19 protein-coding genes and 1 pseudogene are annotated in these 25,196 nt (G+C 69.8%); 11 read left to right on the plus strand and 9 right to left on the minus strand.

Annotation, left to right across the window (positions count from 1 at the left end; genetic code table 11):
* Positions 1-200: 200 nt before the first annotated feature.
* Positions 201-1,496, plus strand: coding sequence for an ISAs1 family transposase (locus tag ACQEXA_RS58875; RefSeq protein WP_432920765.1), 1,296 nt, complete (start codon positions 201-203; stop codon positions 1,494-1,496).
* Here ACQEXA_RS58875 and ACQEXA_RS58880 read toward each other — a convergent pair.
* Genes ACQEXA_RS58880 through ACQEXA_RS58890 form a run of 3 tightly spaced genes read right to left on the minus strand, consistent with a single transcriptional unit; the run spans position 1,489 to position 4,400 of the window.
* The gene (locus ACQEXA_RS58880) at positions 1,489-2,175 is read right to left on the minus strand and encodes a hypothetical protein (RefSeq protein ID WP_433134963.1); all 687 of its coding nucleotides are present in this window, start codon (positions 2,173-2,175) and stop codon (positions 1,489-1,491) included. The genes ACQEXA_RS58875 and ACQEXA_RS58880 overlap by 8 nt on opposite strands.
* A 28-nt stretch (positions 2,176-2,203) precedes the next feature.
* A complete protein-coding gene (locus tag ACQEXA_RS58885; RefSeq protein WP_433134965.1) occupies positions 2,204-3,424 on the minus strand; it encodes an RNA-guided endonuclease InsQ/TnpB family protein in 1,221 nt (406 codons plus the stop codon).
* A 10-nt stretch (positions 3,425-3,434) separates the two neighbouring features.
* The gene (locus ACQEXA_RS58890) at positions 3,435-4,400 is read right to left on the minus strand and encodes a fibronectin type III domain-containing protein (protein ID WP_433134967.1); all 966 of its coding nucleotides are present in this window, start codon (positions 4,398-4,400) and stop codon (positions 3,435-3,437) included.
* Between the two features lie 1,177 nt (positions 4,401-5,577).
* Between ACQEXA_RS58890 and ACQEXA_RS58895 the strand changes: the two are divergent.
* The 8 genes and pseudogenes from ACQEXA_RS58895 to ACQEXA_RS58930 form a co-directional block, all read left to right on the plus strand.
* Positions 5,578-5,970, plus strand: a pseudogene (locus ACQEXA_RS58895) (UDP-N-acetylglucosamine--N-acetylmuramyl-(pentapeptide) pyrophosphoryl-undecaprenol N-acetylglucosamine transferase); the annotation flags it as partial.
* 386 nt (positions 5,971-6,356) lie between these two features.
* Entirely contained in the window at positions 6,357-8,072 is a 1,716-nt protein-coding gene (locus ACQEXA_RS58900; protein WP_433134969.1) for a plasmid pRiA4b ORF-3 family protein, read from the plus strand.
* Between the two features lie 5 nt (positions 8,073-8,077).
* Positions 8,078-8,830 (plus strand): hypothetical protein, encoded by a 753-nt coding sequence (locus ACQEXA_RS58905; protein ID WP_433134970.1) that lies wholly within the window; start codon positions 8,078-8,080, stop codon positions 8,828-8,830.
* 124 nt (positions 8,831-8,954) lie between these two features.
* Entirely contained in the window at positions 8,955-11,798 is a 2,844-nt protein-coding gene (locus ACQEXA_RS58910; protein WP_433134971.1) for a DEAD/DEAH box helicase, read from the plus strand.
* Positions 11,795-13,030, plus strand: coding sequence for an SWIM zinc finger family protein (locus ACQEXA_RS58915; protein ID WP_432940875.1), 1,236 nt, complete (start codon positions 11,795-11,797; stop codon positions 13,028-13,030). Before ACQEXA_RS58910 ends, ACQEXA_RS58915 begins: the two co-directional genes overlap by 4 nt.
* Before the next feature lie 227 nt (positions 13,031-13,257).
* A complete protein-coding gene (locus tag ACQEXA_RS58920; RefSeq protein WP_433134972.1) occupies positions 13,258-14,478 on the plus strand; it encodes an RNA-guided endonuclease InsQ/TnpB family protein in 1,221 nt (406 codons plus the stop codon).
* A 300-nt stretch (positions 14,479-14,778) separates the two neighbouring features.
* Positions 14,779-15,039 carry a type II toxin-antitoxin system VapB family antitoxin gene (locus tag ACQEXA_RS58925; RefSeq protein WP_359407616.1) on the plus strand — a complete coding sequence of 87 codons (261 nt, stop codon included), beginning with the start codon at positions 14,779-14,781 and terminating at the stop codon, positions 15,037-15,039.
* Complete coding sequence (locus tag ACQEXA_RS58930) at positions 15,036-15,440, plus strand: PIN domain nuclease (RefSeq protein WP_432940881.1); 405 nt, start codon at positions 15,036-15,038, stop codon at positions 15,438-15,440. The genes ACQEXA_RS58925 and ACQEXA_RS58930 overlap by 4 nt, the downstream gene beginning before the upstream one ends.
* A gap of 768 nt (positions 15,441-16,208) precedes the next feature.
* On the opposite strand, the gene ACQEXA_RS58935 is transcribed toward ACQEXA_RS58930, so the two are convergent.
* Positions 16,209-17,939, minus strand: coding sequence for a S8 family serine peptidase (locus tag ACQEXA_RS58935; RefSeq protein ID WP_433134973.1), 1,731 nt, complete (start codon positions 17,937-17,939; stop codon positions 16,209-16,211).
* 194 nt (positions 17,940-18,133) lie between these two features.
* Here ACQEXA_RS58935 and ACQEXA_RS58940 point away from each other — a divergent pair, with 194 nt between their 5' ends.
* The gene (locus tag ACQEXA_RS58940) at positions 18,134-19,354 is read left to right on the plus strand and encodes an RNA-guided endonuclease InsQ/TnpB family protein (RefSeq protein ID WP_433134974.1); all 1,221 of its coding nucleotides are present in this window, start codon (positions 18,134-18,136) and stop codon (positions 19,352-19,354) included.
* A gap of 193 nt (positions 19,355-19,547) precedes the next feature.
* Here the strand turns inward: ACQEXA_RS58940 and ACQEXA_RS58945 are convergent, their stop codons facing one another.
* From ACQEXA_RS58945 to ACQEXA_RS58960, 4 genes are all read right to left on the minus strand, one after another.
* On the minus strand, positions 19,548-20,012 hold the full coding sequence (locus ACQEXA_RS58945) for a hypothetical protein (RefSeq protein WP_432940888.1): 465 nt from the start codon (positions 20,010-20,012) through the stop codon (positions 19,548-19,550).
* A 457-nt stretch (positions 20,013-20,469) separates the two neighbouring features.
* Positions 20,470-21,483 carry an ABC transporter permease subunit gene (locus ACQEXA_RS58950; protein WP_432940890.1) on the minus strand — a complete coding sequence of 338 codons (1,014 nt, stop codon included), beginning with the start codon at positions 21,481-21,483 and terminating at the stop codon, positions 20,470-20,472.
* Positions 21,480-22,391, minus strand: coding sequence for an ABC transporter ATP-binding protein (locus tag ACQEXA_RS58955; protein WP_433134975.1), 912 nt, complete (start codon positions 22,389-22,391; stop codon positions 21,480-21,482). Before ACQEXA_RS58955 ends, ACQEXA_RS58950 begins: the two co-directional genes overlap by 4 nt.
* Positions 22,388-22,831 carry a GntR family transcriptional regulator gene (locus ACQEXA_RS58960; protein WP_432940896.1) on the minus strand — a complete coding sequence of 148 codons (444 nt, stop codon included), beginning with the start codon at positions 22,829-22,831 and terminating at the stop codon, positions 22,388-22,390. Before ACQEXA_RS58960 ends, ACQEXA_RS58955 begins: the two co-directional genes overlap by 4 nt.
* Positions 22,832-23,547: 716 nt before the next feature.
* Between ACQEXA_RS58960 and ACQEXA_RS58965 the strand changes: the two genes are divergently transcribed.
* Positions 23,548-24,339, plus strand: coding sequence for a hypothetical protein (locus ACQEXA_RS58965; RefSeq protein WP_433134976.1), 792 nt, complete (start codon positions 23,548-23,550; stop codon positions 24,337-24,339).
* 73 nt (positions 24,340-24,412) lie between these two features.
* Here ACQEXA_RS58965 and ACQEXA_RS58970 read toward each other — a convergent pair whose 3' ends face one another.
* A complete protein-coding gene (locus tag ACQEXA_RS58970) occupies positions 24,413-25,150 on the minus strand; it encodes a hypothetical protein (protein WP_433134977.1) in 738 nt (245 codons plus the stop codon).
* Positions 25,151-25,196: the final 46 nt, after the last annotated feature.

A 25,196-nucleotide genomic window follows, 5' to 3' on the forward strand; every position in this document is an offset into this window, starting at 1 on the left:
CGCAGTCGGTATGTCCCGTAACTGCTCAGCGCACCGGATCCCACGCTGGAAGAGTTGATCAGGGTGTCCCCCAGGGCTTTGGCGAGTGCCTGGATCGTCCTGGCCTGGGGTGTTGATGTCGGTGGTGGGCCCCGGAAGCAGGTGAACACGGCACCTGTGGATCATGTAGTTCTCTACGCTCCAAGATCCACGAAGGTGCCGTGTTCGTTCCTCCATCATCCCCTGTCGCTGTCCCCGTGCCTCATGCGCCCTGCCTGGAAGCCCTCGGCCAGGGTGCCGCCAAGGACCAAGTCCGCAGCCTGGTCACGGAGTTCGAGTCGGTCACCGACCCGAGAGGGGCTTGCGGAGTGCGGTACCGGCTCTCCTCGCTGCTGGCCCTGGTGGTCTGCGCGATGACCCCGTCCGGCCACGACTCGATCACCGCGGCGGCGGAGTGGTGCCGACGTGCGACGCCGGAGGAACTGGCCGCCTTCGGCCTGCCCTACCACCCACTCCTTGGCCGCTACCGGGTGCCGAGCGAGAAGACCCTGCGCAGCGTCCTGGGGCGGCTCGATCCCGGTGAGATCGGCGCGGCCGGTTACGACTACCTTCGGCCCTTGCTGTCCACACAGCCCCGCCGGCCGGAGCCGGTGATGCCCGACGGCGCAACCGAGCGTGAACAGCGCCGGGCTCACCGGGCGGCCGCCCGCGCCGAGCCGGCACGGCTGAGGCGGCGGGCGATCGCGGTGGACGGCAAGTGCCTGCGTGGCGCGAGGCGCCCGGACGGCAGTCGGGTCTTCGTCCTGTCCGCCGTCCGTCACGGCGACGGTGTCACTCTCGCCTCCCGCGAGATCGGCGCGAAGACCAATGAAATCCCCGAGTTCGCACCTCTTCTCGACCAGATCGACGACGCGGATCTCGCGGGGGTGGTCGTTACCGCCGATGCCCTCCACGCCCAACGTGACCACGCCACCTACCTGCGCGAACGCGGCGCTCACTACCTGCTGACCATCAAGAACAACCAGCGTGGCCAGGCCCGTCAACTCCACGCCCTGCCCTGGAAGGAGATCCCTGTGATCCACCGCGACGACGCCCGGGGCCACGGCCGTCACGAGCAGCGGCTCGTGCAGGTCGTCACCGTCAGCGGACTGCTCTTCCCGCACGCGGCCCAGGTCCTGCGGATCCAGCGCCGCCGCCGTCTCTACGGAGCGAAGAAATGGTCCAGCGAGACCGTCTACGCCATCACCGACCTGCCCGCCGAGGAAGCGAACGCAGCCGAGATCGCGTCCTGGGCTCGCGGGCACTGGACCGTGGAAAATACCGTCCACTGGTGTCGAGATGTCACCTTCAACGAGGACAAGTCCCAGGTCAGGACCCACAAAGCGCCCGCCGTACTCGCTGCCCTCCGCGACCTGATCCGCAGCGCGCTCAAGCTCGCCGGCTACGTCAACACCGCCGCCGGACGACGAGCCCACACCGAGCGCCCCCGCGTCCTCACCCTCTACGGCATCACATGATCAAACCGGACGATCCCGGCACTCGCCGGGGCCCTGTGCAGGTGGGCGCGTTCTGTTCACACCACACCACTGGTTGGACCAGGGTGCCCGGATCGAACAGCGGTTGCACCTCGCCGGTGGGGCCGCCGCTCAGCGAGGAGAGCACCGGTCCGCCGCCGGGCGATGCCAGGTCGTGGAGGAAGTGGGTGACGTCGTCCGAGCAGTCGAGCTTCTCGTCCTTGTCCGGCGGCATGTACTTCTCGATGCAGCTGGCGTTCGCGGCCTTGAAGCAGCCGGGGAAGACCTCGACGCTCCCCCCGGGCACGGTGATGCCGGCACGCAAACTCTGCTCGATGTAGAAGTCGCCGCCCTGCGCGGCGCACTGCGAGGCCTCGCTTGTCGCCTTCTGCGTGACCTCTGCCGGGATCGCCGGGTCGACGGCCTTGGTGGTGAAGTCTCTGGAGAAGTCCCGCCACTTGGTGCCGTCCTCGCGCATCGCGTCGATCCGCACTGAGTGCGGCGTGGACGACTCGAGCGGCTCGATCGTGTACTTGATGACATCGTCCGCCGTGCACGGGTCTGCCGGCTTGCCCTCGGCGTCCTGGCAGTAGTCCTTCATCGAGAACTCGTCGTAGAGCCGGCCGTCGAGGAAGGCGCGGTAGTTGAAGGCTCCCCTCCCTGAAGGGAGGGGATTCTCCACCCTCCAGGGTTGAGCGGGGATGTACGGCTCAGGCTGCCACCGGAGCCAGCGGCTCAGGTGGTCTTACGCCCTCGGCACCGTCCGGGTTCCAACCCGCCCGGACCAGCATCACGCGAGCGGAGTTCTTGTCCCTGGGGGACACGGCTCCGCACACGGTGCAGGCATACGTTCTCATCGAGAGAGGGAGTGCGTGCTTGGTTCTCGCCCCGCACGTTGCGCAGTCCATCGTGGTGTGCGCCGGGTGCACCAGACGGACGTCCCGTGCGTGCTTGCGGCCCATCTCGACCAGGGCACGCTTCGTCGCCGCGATGGCCGCGTCGGCCGCCTTGCGGGCCATGGTGGTCTTCGCGAGGAACTTCGGGCGGAAGTCCTCCACCGCCACTCCATCATGATCGCGCATGACGGCCTTGGCCCACTTGCGGCCGGTGTCCTCACGCTGCCGCGCGACCTTCCTGTGCAGCTTCGCTGCCTGTGCCTGCGCCTTCCGGTAGCCGGTGGATGCACGCTGTCCTTTCGGTCGCCGGCGCCGGGCCATCATCCGCTGGTACTTCGCGAGCCGCTGAGCGGACCGCTCGCCGTGTTCGGCATGCGGAAGGTCGTAGGCGTCATCCGTGGTGGTCGCGGTCTCCTTCACACCCCAGTCCACGCCCAGGACGTGGCCGGTCTCCACAAGCGGCTCGACCTGGGCCGGGGCGACGAAGGAGGCGTACCAATGCCCGAGCGTGTCCTGGTACACGCGCACGCTCGACGGGTCGGCCGGAAGAGCCCGCGACCACACCACGCTCAGCACGATCTGGCCCGCAAGGTGCAGACGACCGTCCTTCAGACGGAAACCGCGCCGCGTGTAGTTCAGCGACGGTCGGCTGTCACGCTTGCGCTTGAAGCGGGGCATCCCCGCCCGGCGGTGCTGCGCAAGCCCGTCCTTGACGTCCTTCAGCGCCTTCGCCCTCGACCTGGCGAACTCCCGGATCACCTGCTGCTGCGGCACGCTCGCGCCCTCAGCCAGCCACGGCATCACCCCGCGGGCGTCGGTCAGCATCCTGTCCAGCTGCGCCGGACCACACGTCAACTTCTCGCCGCCCGCTCTGCTCTGCGCGTGGGCCTGCCGGGACTTGGCCACGCATTCGTTCCAGATCCAGCGGCAGCGATCCCACTCGGCTTCGAGTGCGCGCCGGGCTGTCTTCGACAGGCGTACACGGAAGGTGTACCGGGCATGCCCGGTGTCCTTCGTGGTCGCTTCTGTCGTCATGCATCCGAACCTACCTGGGAGGACTGACAGTTGAGAGTTCTTGACCGTTGTGGGCGGCATCACGGCCGTGCGGGGTGGACGCCGGATCGCCCTGACGGCGATCCGGCTGTCCCTGCCCTGCTCCGCAGGAGTCCGATTCCTCCCCGGCCTGAAGGCCGGGGCATCCTCGGAGAAAGCCGGTGAAGTCCCCGTTGGGGTCTGGCTGCCACCTGGCAACGGCGCCGCCCTCCTGCACGTCGAACTTCAGCTCGGCGTTGGGGTCGGGCTCCGGCGGCAGTTCCTTCGTGTGGAAGATGGTTTTGGCCGGCACCGCCGACTTGTTGCCGGCCAGGTCGACGGCGACCACGGACACGGTGTGGTCCGCGTCCGGTGAGAGGCCGGTCAAGGTGTACGAGCGGGTGCCGACGTTGGTCCGGATCGGGTCGCCGCCGTCAACCCGGACCTCGTATCCCGCGAGACCGTAGTTGTCGGTGGCCTCGCCCCAGGACGCCCGGGCCGTGGTGGGCGTGATGTCACCGACGGCCAGCCCGCTGACGTTGCTCGGCGCGATCCGGTCGACGATGGTGAAGGATCGCAGGATGCGCGCGGACCGCTTGGGGTCGCGCTTCGCGCGGACACACACCAGGTTCTTGCCGAGCTGTGGCGGCCGCAGTCGCGTCTTCCACGACGATGCCCACCGCGAGACGCCGTCCGGCGGCGGGCCGAGGGTGAAGTCGGTCGTCACCAGTTTGCCGATGGAGACATCGACCATCTGCGCCTGCTTGTGCAGGACGCCTTTGACGTCGATCTTCCCCTGCTCGTCGACCGCGACCTCCGAGTCGGGCGTCGGCAGGTCGAGCCGGATGGCGGCGTGGTTCTCGTCGTCGACCGAGTTCCCGTCCTCCCCGGGCGCGGTCATGCCCGCGCACGCGGCCGGCGGGAGCCGCACCTGCTCGGCGGCCTCCGCCTTGGAGGGCAGCTGGTTCAGCAACCCCATGGGAAGCGCGATCGCCAGGAGTATCGCGTAAGTTTCGACGGACGTCTTTGTTCTGCACAATTCCCCCGATCGGTAAGAGCGCTGTCGCGGGAAGTGATGTTAGGGGGATGACCGACAGTTGTCAGCAACACGACAACAGCCGCCACGTGGCGCAAGCTGGCCCCGGCCGCAACCCACGACCTGCATCTGTTGGGTCGGGGACGGGACGCCGTGCGTCCTTGCGAACGTTGGTCTTCCCGTCCCCGCCCGCCGAGTGAAGTGAGCCGCCGACGAGGTGCCCGTGGCTCGGGCCCTTTTCCGACGGCCCCTTCCCGAACCGGACAGGCCCGATTTCGCCCTGACTCGTGCCCGCTCTCCGGTGTTCTCTGGGCGGATTCGCTGTCGTAGGACGGGATGCTCGGCACTCAGCCGTCCTGCCCGCGAACTCGGCTGATCACGGTGCTGAGAACGTCGGCGAGCTCGGAGCTGACCAGCAGGAGGCGCTGTGCGATCCACGATGTCGCCTGCGCTGAGTCCGGCGGGCCTAACCGCTTACACGCTCACCGCCCCGTGACGAACCCGCCCCTCGCCGCGCCCTCAACTGACGACAGGCGAGCGGCTTCAACTACTGGACCCCTCCAAGAATCCACGAACTCGCGTGCCTCCGCCCGGACGGCGCAAAAGAGCTGACCGAGATCGCGGCGTACGGGCGCTTCCCTCGAATGGGCAGCCCGTACTGCCGCAAGAGAGCCAAGGAGAGCGTGGTCTCCAGCGCCTGGACGCCGATCGTCAACCGCCTCAAGCGTGAGCTCGGCCGCCCGGTGCGGATCTTGAAGGTCATGGGTCTACGCAGCGACGAGGGGCCCGACCGCAAGAAGCGTGCATCCTTCCGCACCGTGCAGGCCAACAGTGCGCGGATCGTGGACGAGTGGCTGCCGTCAAGGACTGGTCGACCGGCGCGGTCAAGGAGCGGCACGCCGACGCGCCGGTGCCCTACTCCTGGACGTACGACTCGGTGCCCGGCGCCGGCGACTGGTCCGCCACCTCGCGCTGCTCGTGCTCGCTGTGTGTCTTCGCCGCCCGGACCGATGTGCTGCTCTCGATCTGCCGGCGACCGCGGCTGGCTGACCTGTACGCCCAGGTCGAGCAGGCCCGGGGCGACAGCTTCCGCGCAAACTGGCGTATCACCGACCTGATCCGGCATGCCGCCCTGCCCGCGGATCTGGCGAGCCGGTATTACCCGACGGGCTTTGTCGGGCCGGAGTTGCCGGACGTCCTGGCGCTGACGGATGTCGTGATCTCACGCAGCGGGGCGGGCACGCTCGCGGAACTGACCGCGCTGGGCAAAGCGGCGGTGTTCATCCCGTTGGCCACGTCGGCAGGCAACGAGCAGGCGCACAACGCCCGCTACCTGCACGAGGCCGGGGCAGCCGTGGCCCTGCTCGGTGAGGTCACGGCGGGCACCCTGTGCGACGCGGTGGGCCGGCTGCTGACGGACCCCGCCTGCCGTACAGCGATGGCGGAGCGGGCCCGGGCACATGGGAAGCCGGACGCGGCCGACAGGCTCACCAGTTGGATGAGCGAAGCGTAGTGAACCTGTGGCAGAGTGCTACACGCACGCCCGGCGCCCAGGCGACGTCGGGCACCCTCCTCGGTCGGGTCTTACGGCCCGGTCGACCAGCGTCCGCAGGGACGTGCCACGCGGGCCGGCGGCTCCTGTCGTTCAGTACCAGGGCACGAAGGCGATTGGCTCCCAAGGCTGAGCAACACTCAGGCTCGCTAAGCCAACCAGAGACGCTGGTGGACGTGATCCTGGCGGCAGCGTCCGGCTGATCGGCACTGGGGTACCCACTGCGAGTGACACCGAGGCCGTATGGGGCTGCATTGCCGGTCATCGCGACTGTCTGATTTGGGCTGGCACGCGCCGGGCCGCCATGATGAGGCGTTCGGGTGGCCTCGGATCGGTGGGAGCAACAGGTGCGGCGAGACACGAGGGCGGTCCTGTCCGATCTCCAGCTGAAGATCGTGCTCCACGGTACAAAGCCGCCCCTGTGGCGACGCCTGGTGCTGCCGTCCGACACCTCGCTCGGCACACTGCACGACGCCATCCAGGTCGCTTTCGGCTGGCATGGTGGTCATCTGCATCTCTTCACCGACGAGTTCGGCCGGGGGTACGGCGCTGCGGCCCGGCTCACGGACATCGATCTCGGCTTCGGCCGCGGGGTCGGTGACGAGGGCGCCACCGCGCTCGGTGACGTGCTGGCCGAGGAGGGGGCACGGCTGCGCTACGTCTACGACTTCGGCGATGACTGGGAGCACGGGATCACGCTGGAGAAGGCGCTGCCGCGCCCGGCGGGCGCGGAGCGGGCGGTGTGCTGCGTCGGCGGGCGTCGGGCGAATGTGCCGGGCGAGGACATCGGCGGCGTGTGGGGGCTGGCCGAGGTGCTGGAGCTCCTCGACCGCCCGGATGGGGCCGGGCATGACCTGTACGGTGAGCTGGTCGCCGAGCTGCGGGCGGCCGGTTACGATCCGGCGGCCTTCAACCGGGACGGGATCACCGCGCGGCTGGCCCTGTTGACGCCGGACACGGTGTTCGGAAAAGCGAAGCCGCCGGCCGGTGATCGGGCCGGGCGCGGCGGTGTTGGTCGGCTGAACGCCGAGGACGTGGCGCTGTGTACCTGTGGGCAGTGCCGGGTGGGCGATCCGGTCGATGCCAGAGTCGACGGGCCTGCCGAGGATGTGCCTGTGCTGCGCCCGGTGACCCTGGCTGCGCGGGGGGACCTTGTCGCTGCCGTGCGGGGTGTTCCGCTCTTCGACGCGGCGCTGCGGCTCGCCGCCTGGTGCCGCGAGGGACGGCAGGTCACCGCCGGCCGGGTGTTGCGGCCCGCGCTTGCCCGTGAGGCCGTCGAAGATCTCCAGCTGTGGAAGCTGGCCAGCGGCGACTCGCCGTATGCCGATGCCGTCGCGCGGGCTCGTGCGTTGAAATCGCTGCGCAGCGCCAAGGACGTGGCCGTTCTCGACGATCCGTGGTGGCTCGCCGTGGACGGCGGGATGATCACAATCGGCGGGGGCCGCGCGTGGGGCGGCGCGGCGACCGACTTCGCCGGTGAGGACCTTCTGGAGTTCTGGGCCGCCACGTTGTGCGATCTGCTGGAGGAGATCGGTGAGACGGGGGTGCTGGACAGGCTGCACGGCGAGCTGAGCGAGCTGACGGCCGAGCTCGCCGACGGACTGGTCGAGCTGCTGTACGACGCCCCGGACGACGTCTGGGTGGATGTCGACGACCTGCGTGCGAAGGCCCGTGAGGCGGGCGAGACCGGGCCGGAGTTCGATCTCTTCCAGGCGCTGTTCGCGGCGTCCTTCCGGGAGTTGGGGGAAAGGCTCGCCCTGTTGGGCGCGGTGGAGTACGAGCCCGGTGACGGCGACGGTTTGGCCGAGGAGGCTCACCAGTTGGATTGGCGAAGCGTAGTGAACCTGTGGCAGAGTGCTACGCGCACGCTCGGCGCCCAGGCGACGTCGGGCACCCTCCTCGGTCGGGTCTTGCGGCCCGGTCGGCCAGCGTCCGGAGGGACGTGCCACGCGGGCTGGCGGCTCCTGTCGTTCAGTACCAGGGCACGAAGGCGATTGGCTCCCAAGGCTGAGCAACGCTCAGGCTCGCTAAGCCAATCAGAGACGCTCTGCGCACACTCCTGAACGCCATGAGCGGACAGGAGCCGGGCGGTTCAGGACCCTCGTCGGCGGCGTCGGACCGGTCGCGGGAGGACGGGCGCGGGGACCGCATGCGGCTCACCCCGCTCGGCCGCTACGGGCTCCGCGCCTACCTGATGGAGTGGGGTATGCCTGCGCCGCTGCTCGGTGAGTTGGCCGAAGCGGACGCCGACACTCTGCTCCAGGGGCTTGTGGGCTACTTCCCCGAGGAGATGCGCCGGGAGGTCGAAGGGTGGCTGGAACACCGAACTGCGGCGGATGCCGCGGTGGGGCTGCTCGACGCCTGCGCGGGAGACGGCCCCAAGGCCGCGGCGAAGCGCGCCGTGGCCCAACTGGTCCTGGCCGAGCTCGACGACCCCCGGGCACTGCGAGTGCTGCGGAAGGCAGCGGACTCCGACGTCGAGGGGTGCCGCCAGGTGGCCGCTGCGGCCCTGGGCGCACGCCCTGGGGCAGAAGCGCACGTGGACCCGGCGCGGGCGGAGGAGGCCGGGTTGTGGCTGCTCGTCGACGGGCTGTCGCTCCTCGCCGGTGCGGGGGAGAGCGAGGAGCTGGTCCGGGGCTTCCTGGAGAACTGGAACACGGTGCCAAAGGCGCTCGAAGGGCGGGTGGACGACCTGTGGCGAGTAAAGCACCCGGCCACCGCCCAGGTGCTCGCCGAACTGGGTGAGGGTCTGCGCAGCGTCGACAAGCGGCTGGCCAAACGCATGCGTACCGCGGCGAACAAGGCGCACTCCCGCCGGTGACGCAAGGGCGGCCGGAACCCGCTGGTGGGTGACGGCGCGTGGTGGTGAGCGGGGCGCGGTGCGGCTCGCTTGCATAACGATGGGGCGAAAGAGAGTGGCACGAGTCGTCGTACGGGAGCCGGGCATGGGCACGAGGAGCGTGCCGCCCTTGGCCGCACCGGAGTCGGCCGCCTGGGCGCGGGGTCTGCTCGACGGCGGCTGGGCGTCGGTGTTCCTGCCCGGCGAGCCCGCCCGCCTCGGTCGGCTGCTGCTGTGGCAGCCCGTCGGGGCAGCCGCCGCCGAGGGCATGACGCCCGCGGGCGTCGAGACCGAGTCGGCGGAGCTGGTGCTGCCGCACGGCCGCTCGGCCAGGCGGCGCAGGGTGGAGGGCTACGCGCTGCCCGTCGCCCTCGCCGTTGCCGCCCTGGCCGGGGCGAAGCCGCCGCATCCGTCCGCCGCCGCCTGGCAAGCCGCCGCCCGTTTCGCGCTGCGTCTGCTCGCCGACGGCCGACTCCACCCGGCCCTCACCCCCGCCGGCTACGACACCTGGCAGGCGGGCCCCTTCACCACCGGCCAGCGTCAGAGGCTGGACGCCCTCGCCGCCGCCTTCCCGCCCCACGCCCACTGCCTGCCCGAGCCAGGACCGGCCCCACTGCGGATCGCCGAACCGGCCGCACTGGTACGCCAGTTCTGCGACGCGGTCGCCGACGACCTGGTCCGTACCCCGGCCGCCCCGCTCGCCATGGGAGCCCTGCCCTACGCCTGGCGCGAGACGCGTGTCGTGCTCACCCTGCGCGAGTGGGCCGAGGAGACCACCGCCGCGTTCACCGCCGACGTCGGCGTCTCACTGCGCGTCGACCTGCCCGAGGGGCAACGTCGGCAGTTCCGGGCCGTCCTGCAGCTGCACACCGAGGCGGATCCGGCGCTCGTCGTCGAGGCCGCACGGCTGTGGAGCGAACCGGCCGAAGTGGAACGGCTGCTCGGCCCGCATGCCGAGACCCAGACGCTGCTCGCACTGCGCCGCGGCGCCCGGGTCTGGCCCCCGCTCCAGCGGCTGCTGAAGGACGCCGCGCCCGATCAGCTCCGGCTGACCGACGACGAAGCCCTCGACCTGCTGGGCGACGCCACCGATACGCTGCGTACGGCGGGTATCGACGTGCACTGGCCGCGCGAGCTGGTCAAGGCACTCACCGCGTCCGCGCAGATCGGGCAGCGCACGGCCCCCGGCTCCAGCGCGGGCGGCCTCCTCGACACCGACGACCTCCTCGACTTCCGCTGGCAGATCTCGCTCAGCGGCCAACCGCTCACCGAGGAAGAGATGGACGCCCTCGCCGAGGCCCGCCGCCCCCTCGTCCGGCTGCGCGACCATTGGGTAGTCGCCGACCCGAAGCTGGTGGCACGCGCAAAGCGCCGCAGGATGGAACCGCTGACCCCCATGGAGGCACTCGAAGCCGCACTGACCGGCGAGGCGGCAAGGGACGGAGAACTGATCCCCTGCACGGCGGTCGGCCCCTTCGGCGACCTCGTCGCCCGTATCCGCGACCCCGAAGAGCGTGCGCCCGCACCGCAGCCCGCCGCACTCAAAGCCACCCTGCGCGACTACCAGAAGCGGGGCCTGGCCTGGCTGGCCGAGATGTGCGAACTCGGCCTCGGTGGCTGCCTCGCCGACGACATGGGCCTGGGCAAGACCATCACCCTGCTCGCCCTGCACCTGCACTGCCAGACCCACCCCGACACCGCCGGCCCCACGCTCGTCGTCTGCCCCGCCTCCCTACTCGGCAACTGGCAGCGCGAGGCGGCCAGGTTCGCCCCATCCATCCCCGTGCGCCGCTACCACGGCGGCGACCGCCACCTCGACGACCTGGCCGACGACGAGATCGTCCTGGTCACCTACGGCGTGCTGCGCCGCGACCGCGAAGTCCTCGCCGAGACCGCCTGGTCGCTGATCGCCGCCGACGAGGCCCAGCACGTCAAAAACCCCTACACCACCACCGCCCGGGAACTGCGCGCCCTGCCCGCCCGCGCCCGCGTCGCCCTCACCGGCACCCCCGTGGAAAACAACCTCTCCGAACTGTGGGCACTCCTCGACTGGACCACCCCCGGACTCCTCGGCCCACTCACCGCCTTCCGCGACCGGCACGCCCGCGCCATCGAAGCGGGCGAGAACCCCGAGGCCGCCGAGCGCCTGTCCCGTCTCGTCCGTCCCTTCCTGCTGCGCCGCAGAAAGTCCGACCCGGGGATCGCACCCGAACTGCCGGCCAAGACCGAGACCGACCGCGTCGTACCGCTGACGGCCGAACAGGCCGGCCTGTACGAGGCGGTGGTCCGCGAGACCATGACGAAGATCACGGAATCCGAGGGCATCGCCCGCCGCGGCCTGGTCCTCAAGCTGCTCACCGCGCTGAAGCAGATCTGCAACCACCCGGCCCAGTACCTGCGCCAGTCCACACCCCTCGCCAGCCGCTCCGGCAAGCTCGACCTGCTCGACGAACTGATCGACACCATCACCGCCGAAGGCGAGTCGGTGCTGGTCTTCACCCAGTACAAGCAGATGGCGACCCTCCTGGAGAAACATCTCGCCGAACGCGGCACCCCCACCCTCTTCCTGCACGGCGGCACCACCGTCACGCGGCGCGAGGAGATGGTGGACCGCTTCCAGCGCGGTGAAGTGCCGGTGTTCCTGCTGTCATTGAAGGCGGCGGGCACCGGACTCAACCTCACCCGCGCCACCCACGTCGTGCACTACGACCGCTGGTGGAACCCGGCCGTCGAGGACCAGGCCACCGACCGCGCCTACCGCATCGGCCAGGACAAGCCCGTCCAGGTGCACAAACTCATCGCCGAGGGCACCGTCGAGGACAAGGTGGCCAAACTGCTCGAATCCAAGCGCGCGCTCGCCGACGCCGTCATCGGCTCCGGTGAGGCCGCCCTGACCGAACTGTCCGACGCCGACCTCGCCGAACTCGTCGCCCTGGGAGAGCAATCATGAGCCCGTCGCTGCCCGGCCAGCGTCGCGCGCCCGGCCGCGGCAGGCGCGCCTTCGCCGCGACCTGGTGGGGCCAGGCGTGGGTGACGGCCCTGGAGGGCTCCACTCTGGACGCCGGACGTCTGTCCCGCGGACGCACCTACGCCCGCCAGGGCATGGTCGGCCCGGCCACCGTCGCCCCAGGCCAGGTCAAGGCCGCCGTCCAGGGCAGCCGGCCGCGCCCGTACCGCTCCTCGGTCCACCTGCCCGTCCTCACCGACGCTCAGTGGGACACCCTGCTCGACACCATTACGGCCCGTGCCGGGCACCTCGCCGCGCTCCTCGACGGCGAGATGCCCGCCGAACTCGTCGACGACGCCCGCCAGGCAGGCGTACCCCTCCTCCCTCAGCCCACCGAACTCGACCCCGAGTGCTCCTGCCCCGACTGGGGATACCCCTGCAAACACGCCGCCGCACTCTGCTACGCCATCGCCGCCACCATCGACACCGACCCCTTCGTGCTCTTTGCACTGCGCGGCCGCAGCCGCGAGGAGGTCCTCGCCCAGCTGCGCGCACGCCGCACGGCAAGCCAACAGACCGCGAGCCCACCGGCCCCGACGGGTGTCCCGGCCGCAGCCGCGTACACCCGCTGGGCCGAAGACGCCCCCCAACTGCCCGAACCCCCCGAACCGGCCGCCCACACCGCCGCACTGCCCATCACCCCGCCCTCCGGCAGCGGCCTGGCCACCACGGACCTGGAACGCCTCATGACCGACGCCGCCCAACGCGCCGCACGGCTCCTCACGGGCGACACCACCGACCTGCACCTCACCCAGCACCAGGACGCCGTACGGATCGCCGCAAGCAACCCCGGACCCGAGTGGTTCCACCGCCTGATCCAGACCACCGGCGCCCAACCGACCGCGTTCGCCCGCCTCACCCGCGCCTGGCGCCACAGCGGCCCCACCGGCCTCACCGTCGCCGAACAGCCCCACACCCCCGACCCGGCGGCAATGACGGCCGCCCGCGCTGCCCTGACCGCAGCCCTCACCGAGATGACCACCGCGCCGATCCCCCTCAGGGCCTGGCGCAACCGCCTCACCCTCACCGGCCACGGCATCCAGCTCCGCCTGGGCCCCGACGCCCGCTGGTACCCCTACCTGCAGGAAGACGACGGCGAATGGTGGCCCGCGGCACCCCCCGACACCGACCCCGTAGCGGCGCTCACCTCCGTCTGGCGGCAGACCGGGAAGTGACACATGCGGCAGATTCCGTGAACCCGCCGCCTCAGCCCCCAAGTTCACCGGGTTCCTCCGAGGATGCCCCGGCCTTCAGGCCGGGGAGGAATCGGTCTCCTGCGGAGCAGGACAGGAAATAGGGGTTTCGCCTCCAGGGCGAAAGACCGTCCACCCGCGACGAGGTGAGCGAGCCCGTGGCGATCAAGAGGTCTCAACTGTCAGTCCTCCCGGGTAGGTTCGGATGCATGACGACAGACGCGACCACGGAGGGGGCCGGGCATGCCCGGTACTCCTTTCGTGTGCGCCTGTCGGCTACCGCGCGGCGCGCACTTGAAGCGGAGTGGGACCGCTGCCGGTGGCTCTGGAATGAATGCGTGGCCAAGTCCAAGCAGGTCCACCGGCAGAGCAAGGAGTCCGGCGAGAAGCTGACGTGTGGTCCGGCGCAGTTGGACAGGATGCTGACTGAGGCGCGTCGGGTGATGCCGTGGCTGGCCGAGGGTGCCTCGGTGCCGCAGCAGCAGGTGATTGGGGACTTCGCCAAGTCGCGGGCGAAGGCGTTGAAGGACGTCAAGGACCGGCTTGCGCAGCACCGCCGGGCCGGGATGCCCGGCTGGAAGAAGAAGCGGGAGGCCAGGCCGAGCCTGAACTACACGCGGCGGGGTTTCCGTCTGAAGGACGGTCGTCTGCACCTTGCGGGCCAGATCGTGCTGAGCGTGGTGTGGTCGCGGGCTCTTCCGGTCGACCCGTCGAGTGTGCGCGTGTACCGGGACACGCTCGGGCACTGGTATGTGTCCTTCGTCGCCCCCGCGCAGAGCGAACCGCTCGCTCCCAGGGGGCGGGTGCTTGGTGTGGACTGGGGTGTGAAGGAGACGGCCACCACCACGGATGGCGCCTACGATCTCCCGCATGCCGAGCACGGCAAGCGGGCCGCTCAGCGGCTCGCCCGCTATCAGCGGATGATGGCCCGGTGCCGGCGTCCGAAGGGCCGGCCCGCATCCAAGGGCTACCGGAAGGCGCAGGCACAGGCCGCGAAGCTGCACAAGAAGATCGCGCGGCAGCGGGAGGACACCGGCCGCAAGTGGGCCAAGTCCGTGATGCGTGATCATGACGGGGTTGCGGTGGAGGACTTCCGCCCGAAGTTCCTCGCGAAGACCACGATGGCCCGCAAGGCAGCCGATGCCGCCATCGCCGCCACCAAACGCGCTCTGGTCGAGATGGGGCGCAAGCACGCACGGGACGTCCGCCTGGTGCACCCGGCGCACACCACGATGGACTGCGCGCAGTGCGGAGCGAGAACCAAGCACGCACTCCCTCTCTCGATGAGAACCTATGCCTGCACCGTGTGCGGAGCCGTCTCGCCCAGGGACAAGAACTCCGCCCGCGTGATGCTGGTCCGGGCAGGTTGGAACCCGGACGGTGCCGAGGGCGTAAGACCACCTGAGCCGCCGGCTCCGGTGGCGGCCTGAGCCGTGAATCCCCACGCAGCCCTGGAGGGTGGAGAATCCCCTCCCTTCAGGGAGGGGAGCCTTCAAGTCGGTCATCTCTGTGACGGGCTCCCTCAAGCGCACCGCGGGCAAAGGCCGGCGCAGAGCGGGGGTAGCCGCGAGACCGCCGGACGAGTTCACGAAGGGACTCATGATGACCGGCTTCCGGGGTGAGCTTTGAAGCGCTACGAGTCGCAACGAGGCGGTCGGGTGCCGCGGGGCGCCCGGGCACACCCGCGATATATACGTGATAGAGTTACGTATAGATGAAAGAGGGTTGCCATGACCAAGATGCTCATCGACATCGACGAAGAGGCCCTCGCCGCTGCTCAGCAGGCATTCGGCACCAAGACCAAGAAGGACACCGTCAACCGCGCCCTGTCCGAAGCGGCCACGCGCATCAACCGGGCCAAGGCCCGCACGGAGCTCGCCCGATTGGCCGCCGACGGCGCGGTGGACCTCGACCTGCTGCTGGACAAGAAGAACTACCGGCCCAAGCCCGGCGATAAGCACCGCGACCGAACGGGGCGGGACGCGGCGTGAACTACCTCGCCGATACCTCCGCCCTGGCGCGCCTGATCCCAGACATCCAGGACGAGTACGGCTTCAACCAGGCCATCGACGCCGGCCTGGTCGGCGTCTGCGACATCACCGAGCTGGAGTTCTGCTACTCCGCCCGCACCGCGGCCGACCGCTCCGCCATCCTCACCCTCCTCGCCGCCGCGTACACGTGGGTGCCGATCCCCGATGGCATCTACCAGCGCACCCGCGAGGTCCAGCAGCTGCTCACCAACCACGGCGAGCACCGCGGCCCCGGCACCGTCGACCTACTGGTCGCCGCCACAGCCGAACTGTCGAACCTGATCCTGCTGCACCGCGACGCCGACTTCGAAACGATCGCCAAGCACACCGGCCAACCCACCAAGATCCTCCCCGGCCTATAAGGGCCGCCGACGCCCCCGCGGCGCCACCCACCCCACCCAAGACACCGCCCCGTGCACACCAGAGCGATGTGCACGGGCATCGGACCGCCCAGGCCCGACCCGGCGACCGAGAGAGCGAGGAAAACCGCCCCCGCATCCCCGGACCACGGACACGATCCGTGCACGCCGGACGCGGAGCGAACGCGGTCCACAACACCCAAGAATGTTCGGGGCGTTCGGCTGAGCACGGGTTCTGGCAACAGGACTCACCCCCGCTGAGCCTCTAGGTTACGGAAGGTGCTGGCCGGCGCCGTCTTCGATGAGTTTCACAACGGCGGTGAAGGCGGTCTCGTCCCCGCCCCACGGGTCGGGGACGTCCTGGTCGGCGAGGTAGAGGCACAGTTTAGCGGGATCGCGTCATCGTGATCGAAGCGCCGCAGGGAGGGTTGGGCGTCCTTCGCCATCCACCGCGCCCTTCCTGCCGCATACACGACAAGGGCACCGTCCAGCCACACCGCTGGGAGCCGGTGTGGCTGGACGGATCGAGCCCTTTCAGCCTCATCCGGGGATGCTTACGGCTCGGACCGCCCGTCCACCCGAACATCTTGCTGGCCGTTCGATCCAGGTCGGTCACGGAACATCAGCCGCGAACCTCCGGACACCCGAAAAGCTCAATCGAGCTCAGAACAGCTCCCCCATCCCATCTCCGCTGGCCTGCAAGCCGAACGACACCGCACTTTCCCTTTCTCGCGGCGGGTGTCACAGCGTGCGGACGCCGCGCGTAGGGATCTACCCGGCCATCGACGGCGTGTAGGACGAGGGGGCTGGTGCGAGTTGCACGCCGGGGGCCAGGCCGAGGGCGATGAGCGCGTCGGGCAGTCCGCGTCCGGTGCGGGCGGCGTCCAGTGTGCCGGGGGCGGCAAGCGGGCGGCAGCTGGCGGCGATGATCTCGAAGAGGTGCTGTAGGCGGCCGGGTCCGCGGGGCAGCAGCTGGCCGTGGAAGTCCTCGTGATGGGCGAGGATGAGGGCAGCGAGGCCCGCGATGTGGGCCGAGGCCGTGGTGGTGCCGTCGAGGGCCGTGTAGCCGCCCTGCGGCGCGCACGAGAGGACCGCGACGCCGGGGGCGGCGGCGTCGACGCCGGCGTAGCAGCTGAAGGGGGCAGCGAACAGTCCTTCGGGTGTCAGTTGCGGGCCGTAGTGGGTGGCTTGGGCGGTGTCGGGCGGGTAGGTGCCGAAGGCTCCGAGGGCGCCGACGGCGAAGACGGTGGGCAGACAGGCGGGGAAGGAGATGGGTCCGCCGGTGTCGCCCGCGGGGGCGATGCAGGCGATGCCCGCCGCGTTCGCGTCGACGAGTTTGCGGGAGACAAGCGCCGAGGGGTAGGGGGTGGCCACGGCGATGTGGGCGATGTCGGCCTCGTGCTGGATGCAGTGGTCCAGGCCGGCGATCAGGTCGCTGAAGTGCCCGTCGGGCAGTACCTGGCAGACGTCGATCTCGGCATCGACGACAATGCCGATGACGCCCTTTCCGGTGTCCGCGCCGGCGATGATGCCCGCCGTGTGGGTGCCGCTGCCGAGCGGGTCGTGGGCCCAGCCCTCGGTGGTGCCGCGGACGAGGTCGATGCCGGAGCGCACGCCTTGTTTCAGGTCGGGGTGGTCGATGCTGACGCCCGTACCGATGAGCGCGATTTTGATGCCGAAGCCACGGAAGGTGGGGGGCAGCCGGTCCAGGCGCATGGCTTGCTGGCCCCAGCCGTAGTGCTGCCGGTCCTCCAGCCCCGGGTACACCTTGGCCAGCGGTGTGAGGGTGACGAGGTTGTGCTGGGTCGCTGAGAGTTCGGGGCGGTGGATCCATCGGTCGGTGTAGTCGCCTCTGGGGCGGACGTACAGGGACTGGACGGACTGCGCGGTGTCCGTCGCCAGCGGGATGGTGACCGTCCCGTCGGCGGCGGTGGTGCCCTGGGCCCAGGTCGCTCCGATCAGGAACACCGCCGCGCCGGCCAGTGGTTCGCCGTCCGGGCCGCAGATGCGCAGCGAGATCTTAGTGGGCTGTTCCTGCGGCAGGACCAGTCCCGGATCGGGCAGCGGCAGCATGCCCGTGCTCGGGGTGGCGGCGGGTCCGGTTGCGGACAGCGGCAGGTCCGGCTCGATGTGGACGTGCAGTGTCCGCATCGCCGGCAGGTGGGCCTCGGCCGCCTCGACGACCGCGATCTCCGGGCAGGAGGGTCGCACCCCGGCCGACTGCAGCTTCGGCGACGGCTGGAGTCGGCGGATCACCCTGACCTCGGGCATGTGTTCCAGTCGGTCGCACACCGCGTCCATGCTCAGTTCGCGTACTCCCGGCGGGAGCAGATGCTGCGGCAGCGGTGTCACCATGTACCGCTGTCGGCGCGGCTGCACCGTGACCGGTGATGTCGCGCTGTTCTCGCGTGGTTCCGTTTTCCTCCCCTCGGATCGCGCCCCGCCCGTCCCCGCGTCCTCCAACTCGCTCTCGCGGTTGTTTCCGGGCCTTTCCTTGGCCATCACGTCCGCCTTCACCGGGTTCCTCCGAGGATGCCCCGGCCTTCAGGCCGGGGAGGAATCGGACTCCTGCGGAGCAGGACAGGAAATAGGGGTTTCGCCTCCAGGGCGAAAGACCGTCCACCCGCGACGAGGTGAGCGAGCCCGTGGCGATCAAGAGGCCTCAACTGTCAGTCCCCCCGGATAGGTTCGGATGCATGACGACAGACGCGACCACGGAGGGGGCCGGGCATGCCCGGTACTCCTTCCGTGTGCGCCTGTCGGCTACCGCGCGGCGCGCACTTGAAGCGGAGTGGGACCGCTGCCGGTGGCTCTGGAATGAATGCGTCGCCAAGTCCAAGCAGGTCCACCAGCAGAGCAAGGGGTCCGGAGAGAAGCTGACGTGTGGTCCGGCGCAGTTGGACAGGATGCTGACCGAGGCCCGCGGGGTGATGCCGTGGCTGGCCGAGGGTGCCTCGGTGCCGCAGCAGCAGGTGATTCGGGACTTCGCCAAGTCGCGGGCGAAGGCGCTGAAGGACCTCAAGGACCGGCTTCCGGTGCACCGCCGGGCCGGGATGCCCCGCTTCAAGCGGAAGCGGGACAGCCGCCCGAGCCTGAACTACACCCGGCGCGGCTTCCGTCTGAAGGACGGTCGTCTGCACCTTGCGGGCCAGATCGTGCTGAGCGTGGTGTGGTCGCGGGCTCTTCCGGCCGACCCGTCGAGTGTGCGCGTGTACCAGGACACGCTCGGGCACTGGTATGTGTCCTTCGTCGCCCCCGCGCAGAGCGAACCGCTTGCCCTCACGGGGCGGGTGCTCGGGGTGGACTGGGGTGTGAAGGAGACGGCCACCACCACGGATGACGCCTACGATCTCCCGCATGCCGAGCACGGCAAGCGGGCCGCGCAGGGGCTCGCCCGCTACCAGCGGATGATGGCCCGGCGCCGGCGCCCGAAGGGCCAGCCCGCATCCAAGGGCTACCGGAAGGCGCAGGCGCAGGCCGCGAAGCTGCACAGGAAGATCGCGCGGCAGCGGGAGGACACCGGCCGCAAGTGGGCCAAGTCCGTGATGCGTGATCATGACGGGGTGGCGGTGGAGGACTTCCGCCCGAAGTTCCTCGCGAAAACCACGATGGCCCGCAAGGCGGCCGATGCCGCCATCGCCGCCACCAAACGCGCTCTGGTCGAGATGGGGCGCAAGCACGCACGGGACGTCCGCCTCGTGCACCCGGCGCACACCACGATGGACTGCGCGCAGTGCGGAGCGAGAACCAAGCACGCACTCCCTCTCTCGATGAGAACCTATGCCTGCACCGTGTGCGGAGCCGTGTCCCCCAGGGACAAGAACTCCGCCCGCGTGATGCTGGTCCGGGCAGGTTGGAACCCGGACGGTGCCGAGGGCGTAAGACCACCTGAGCCGCCGGCTCAGGTGGCGGCCTGAGCCGTGAATCCCCACGCAGCCCTGGAGGGTGGAGAATCCCCTCCCTTCAGGGAGGGGAGCCTTCAACACGCCTGTGTTGTCCGTCCTGCTCGTGTTTCCTGGTCCAGCGACCGGGCGGGTCCCGCTTGCTCGGTGATGCGGTGTGCCCGGACAACGGCTCCCGGGGCACACCGCACAGCGCACCGCCCCGGGGTCAGCCGATACCGAAGGGCTGACCCACCTGCCCGAAGCCGAAGCCGGGCTGCTGGTACTGCGGGAACTGCTGACCGAACGACTGCTGCCCGTACCCGCCGCCCCACGACTGCTGGCTCTGCTGGCTCTGCTGGAGCAGAGTCACGATCGCGGTCGGCAGCGCCTGCTGCACGGACTGCTCCACAGCACTGCGCACGCCCTGAAGCAGCGTGTGGTGCAGCGCCATGGCCAAGTAGGGGTGGGCCTGGTGGGCCAGGCCCTGCTGCTGAAGTTGCTGCTGGACCTGCTGGATCTGCTGCAGGGTCTGCTGCATGCGCTGCGCGACCTGCTGGCTGGCCTGCTGACACGCCTGCTGGATGGACTGCTGGACGATCTGTCCGATCTGCTGCTGCGGGCCACCCATCTGCTGGCTGCCGAACTGCTGGCCGAACTGCTGCAGGGGCGGGGTACCGGTCATCACCGACATGAATGCTCCACTCGACGCCACAGAGAAGCCGACATAAGGGATTATGTTGGCTTTTCGGAATGAATCCGACGCGCTGAAGCTAAGGTGCCGCCGCCTTGCCCGCAATCGGGCGAGCCGTCCAGGGGATGGAATCCCCCCGATCGGATCCGGTGACGACCCGGAGTCGCTGCACACCCTTGTTGGACGCCGGAAGACGGTTCCGGCCCGACGTGCCAAGGCCCGGCCGCCGTTGCCGCGAGAGCCGTCGAGGGCTCCCCTGGCGCACCGCCTCCTCCAGCAGGAGCCATGATCTTCGAGGCGCCCCCTGGCGTGGATCCTGCTGGACGACTACATCGTCCAGCTGCGGTCTCCGCAGGTCAAAGCCCTCGACGACCGCTTCAAGGGCGCCAGCGACAACCTCGTTCAAGCCCCCTGACCAGGGCACTTGCGCCATAACTCTGCGGCGTTGAACACCTTCTCACGCGGCTCGACGGCGGACCCACCACGTGGTGGCGGCGGCCAGGAGGAGTGCCAGGACCGCGTAGGCGCCGGCTTCGACCGCCTGGAAGTGCCAGAAGCGACTGGCCGGCTGGTAGGCGTCCCACTGGCTGTAGTGATGGTTGGCCATCCAGGTCCGCCAAGGCGTGTTCGAGCCCACACCGTCGCTTTGGGCTCGGCGCAGGAGATCTGCGAACTGGCTGCTCTTGGCGTCGAAGCGGTGGCCGGCGGCGTCTTGGACCCAGGAGTTCACGGTCCACCCGTCGGCCTTGTTGAGGGGAGAGCCGACGGGCAGCACCAGGGGATGCATGATCAGCGGGCGCAGGTACATGACGGAGGACCAGACCACGCCCAGCCAGGTTGCCCCTGCGACGGCCATCGCGATGACCGTGCGCCGCAGGACAGCGCCGATGAGTGCACCGAGCAGGAGGGCGAAGAGGGTGCGGGCGGCGAACACCACGCCCGACATCTCGTAGGCCCCCCCGGGGTTCATTCGGCCCATGAGCGGCAGCCAGGGCTGGAACCACCAGCTGAACAGAACCGAGAATCCGACCGCGAGTGCGGTCAGGACCGCGCCCAGCAAGGTGAGCTTGTTCAGGACCAGTCGGTCCCGGCGGCGGCTCTGCGTCCAGGCGAAGCGGAAGGTCCCCGACTCCAGTTCTCTGGCGATGAGCGGTGCCCCCACGAACATGCCGACGAGCCCGGGGATGAACATCAGGGAGGCGGGCACGATCTGGGCCCACGGTCCGTATTTCTGCCGGAAAGCGGACAAGGGGATGCCGCAGTCCCGTCCGGTCAGAATCCCGCAGCTGGCAAGGCCCAGGCGACTGTAGTCACTGCGCGCGGCGAGGCCGTTGACCAGTAGGAGGACGCCGGCGGCTGCCATGAGCGTGACGACTCCGGCGAGCGCCATTCGATGCTGGCGCCAGGTGGCCCAGGTCAGTCGGCCGGCCCGGGACAGATGGTCTGCTCGTACGGCTGTGATCGCGGTCATGCCGTGGTCCTCCGCTCATCGTCCTGGTGGCGGACAGGCCCAGGCAGCACGCTCGCGCCGGGTGCGCGCAGATAGGCCAGGACCAGCTCCTCCACATTGGTCTGCTGCGACCGCCAGCCGGGCGGCGGCGCTTTGGTGTCGTCGGACCGCAGGAGGAGGGTGGCTTGGCGTCCCGCCCTGCGGTCACCCACCACGGGGAACACCTCGGCCACGGCGTCCGCCTCGTCGACCGGGCCGGTGAAGACCCGGTGCCCTGCAAGGAGTCGATCGATGTCGCCCGCCATCTGGACCCTTCCCTGGCCGAGGACCACCAGGTAGTCGCAGTGCCGTTGCAGCTCCGCGACGGCATGTGAGGAGAGCAGCACCGAGATGCCGTCCTCCGCCACCGCGGACATCAGGACCGCCATGAACTCATGTCTGGCGAGGGGGTCGAGCTGGGAAACCGGTTCATCAAGGATCAGCAGCCGGGGGCGGCGGGCCAGCGCCAGCGTGAGCGCGACCTGGGATTGCTGGCCGCCGGACAGGTGCCCCACCTTCCGGCCCGGCGGGATGTCGATGGCGGCAAGCCGCGCACGCGCGTAGGCGTCGTCCCAGCGGTCGTTCAGGCTGCGCGCCAGCCGCATGGTGTCCTCGACGCTGAGGTGGGGGTACAACGAGGCGCCCTGCGCCACGAATCCGACCTCGGGCAGCGCCTGGACCGAACCGGGCACCAGGCTGCCGAACAGCGCCAGGCGCCCGCTGGTGGCACGCGTCAGGCCGACCACCAGTTGCAGCAGCGTGCTCTTGCCAGCGCCATTGGGCCCCACCAGTGCCGCGACCCGCCCGGCCGGGATCGCCAGGGTGCAGTCGCGCAGCGCCCACGAGCGGCGGTAGCGCTTGCCCAGGTGCTGTGTCTCGACGGCGTTCACGATGCCGATGTCGCCTTTGCGTGGCGCCCGCGCCGCAGATCGTACAGGGCACTGGTGAACAGGGCCGAGATCGCCTCGTCGTCCAGCCCCGCCGCTGCTGCCTCCTCAAGCCAGCGCGTGATCCCCTGACGCAGCGCGTGCACATCGCGCAACGGCACCACGTCGACCGACGCCTGGATGAAGGTGCCCTGCCCGGGACGCCCCGCCGCGAGCCCCTTGTGTTCCAACTCCCGGTACGCCTTCAGGACTGTGTTGGGGTTGATGGCCAGGGCTGCCACCACCTCCTTGACCTTCGGCAGGCGGTCGCCCCGGACCAAGTATCCCAGTCGAAGCGCGTCCTCGACCTGCCGCACGAGCTGCATGTAGGGAGGCACTCCACTGTCCGGGTCGAGACGGAACTCCACCGGCGACACCTCGCTCAACCGCTTATCTAGTTCCATAGATATATAGTGTCACAGTGAAGCCGTCGCAACCAAGCCTGATCGTCCGGTTGCCGACCTTCATACGAGACGGGACTCGCGACGCAGTGGCACAGTTCGACGCTCTTCGCATGTCGAGAGTGGCGGTCGGCGTGAGAATGACATGGTCTTTCGTCACTCATGCCAGCAACGGGTGAGCATCCCCCGTCAGCGCCAACGACCAGGTCGCCGCGCCTTGCGCCACTGACGCCCAGATGACGAAGTTCAACTGACACTCCCCCGCAGACCATCAGTCGCGCGACGAACGTCCCGAGAAGTGGCGCAAGGAAGGGATCGCGAACGCCATCGTGGACATCGAACTCCGGGCTGCCGCGCAGCGTGCCCCAACCGCACCCCTGCCGCAACAGGACCCCCCAACGAGTGAAACAAGATGCCTTGTACGAACGCGGCACCCGCCGTGCTGCCAGGCTGGCGGTCGGCGTGAGAACGACATGGTCTTTCGTCGCTCATGCCAGCAACAGGTGAGCATCACCCGTCAGCGCCAACGACCAGGCCGCCGCGCCTGCGCCACTGACGCTCCGATGACGAAGTTCAACTGACACTCCCCCGCAGACCATCAGACCCCGCACCAACTGGCGCATCCTGCGCACCCCGGCCACCGAGACGCGGGCGCCAGCCCCCGTACGCGACCCGGACCGGGGCAACCACCGAACCACACAGGACAAGGGAGGAGCAGCATGAGCACCGAGCAACACGACCCGCACATGGACGAGCTGACCCGCATCAGCTGGCACCAGAGCGACGCGGTGACCGCGCGCATCACGGTGTTCGAGGCGCTCGCCGAGGCCGGCGTCCCCGCAGCGCAGGCGGACCAGCTCGTCTCGCAACTGGAGGCCGGGGCGGTGGCCGGGGCGCACACCTGGGTGTCCGAGAGCAGCCCCCCGGCCGGTTCGGAGCAGGCCTTCGAGGACGGCTGGTTCAAGGGCGTGCGGGCGGTCGCGAGCTACCTGCTGCGCATCGCCGACACCACCGCCGCCCAGCGCGGGCGTGCCGAGTCCAACGCCCAGCTGCTCACCCATCTCCGACAGCCGCTCCCCCACGTACCCCAGAGCGAGGTGTCGGCGCCGACCCCGACGCTCGATGTGAAGGAGATCCTGGCGGTGACTCAGCGGTTCACGTGGGCCTTGACAGACCCGGGCCACTTCCTCGTTCCCGAGACCTCCCAGGAGATCCTGGCCGTCGCCCTCAGCGCCGTACGGGAGGACGAGCGCGCCGACTACGTGCAGCGCCTGACGGCGTTCGCCGACCGGCACCGCGAGCGCCTGGAGGAGATGCTGCGCGCGTACGGGCCAGGCAGCACGCCCGCCCAACACGGCCGGTACGCCCTGGTCGGCCAGCCCGAAAGCCTGGTGCTGTGCGAGCGGTTCGAGACCGCCCCGCTCCTCCTGGATGGGGTGTGGGACGCAGAGCTGGAGGATCTCCTGCTGGACGACCTGGCCTTCGCGTGGGGCGCCGGCCATCGCCGGTGACCCCAGGTGCACAGAGCAGCGGGCCGCACGGGATCTCCCCGTGCGGCCCGTCTCTGTGTCCGGCTCGGTGCTGTTACGGCAGGTCTTCCAGCCGGGCGAGCAGGCCCGCGGCGGCGGCGACAGCCGCGACAGCGTCGGCGCGGGTCCAGTCGAAGTTCTCGGTCGTGCCCCAGTCGTCGTGCGGAGCGCCGCTGAAGAGGGCGTAGGCGCTCTGGGTGAGCACCGCCCAGCGCTCCTCCTGATCCCGCCCCCCGGCCTTCTTCTTCGTCGCCTGGTCGTGGAGCTTCTGGGTGTTGCAGGCCTCGCGTACGGCATCGAGGGCCTGGCGGGCGAGGGTGACGGCGTGCTCGTAGCGCTGGTCGCGGATTGCGGTCTTCGCCTCGCGGATGCGCCGTGCGGCGGTGGCCCGGGCGTCCACGGTGGTGATGGGGATGAGGACGTCGACAAAGGCGCCGGCATCAAGCTGGGCGAGGGCGTTGCTCCACGTTGCATGCGGGATGCGGATGTTCTCCTGGTCGCAGGCAACGGGCCAGTGCTTCGCTTCGGCCAGCGCGGTCAGGGTGAGTTCGGCGCGCAGGGACAGGTCTGCGCCCGCCCGCATCTTCTCCAGGCCGCGCAGTTGCTGGTCCGTCACGGTCGTCTCCAGCATGAACATCGTCCCGAACGACTTCAGCCCGATCGGCCCCGACGTGGAGTGCAGGACGCCGATCCAGCTCGCGGGGCTGGGCATCTCGTGTGTCCAGAGGCGACCGGAGACGAGGAACGGAGCGTCCTCGGTGTAGCCGCCGTGGGCGGTCACCTCGAAGGTCAAGGCGAGACGGTGTACGTCCCAGCCCTGGAAGAAGCTGACGTTCTGC

The organism is Streptomyces sp. CA-106110 (assembly GCF_050936285.1).
In the GTDB taxonomy this organism is placed as follows: Bacteria; Actinomycetota; Actinomycetes; order Streptomycetales; family Streptomycetaceae; genus Streptomyces.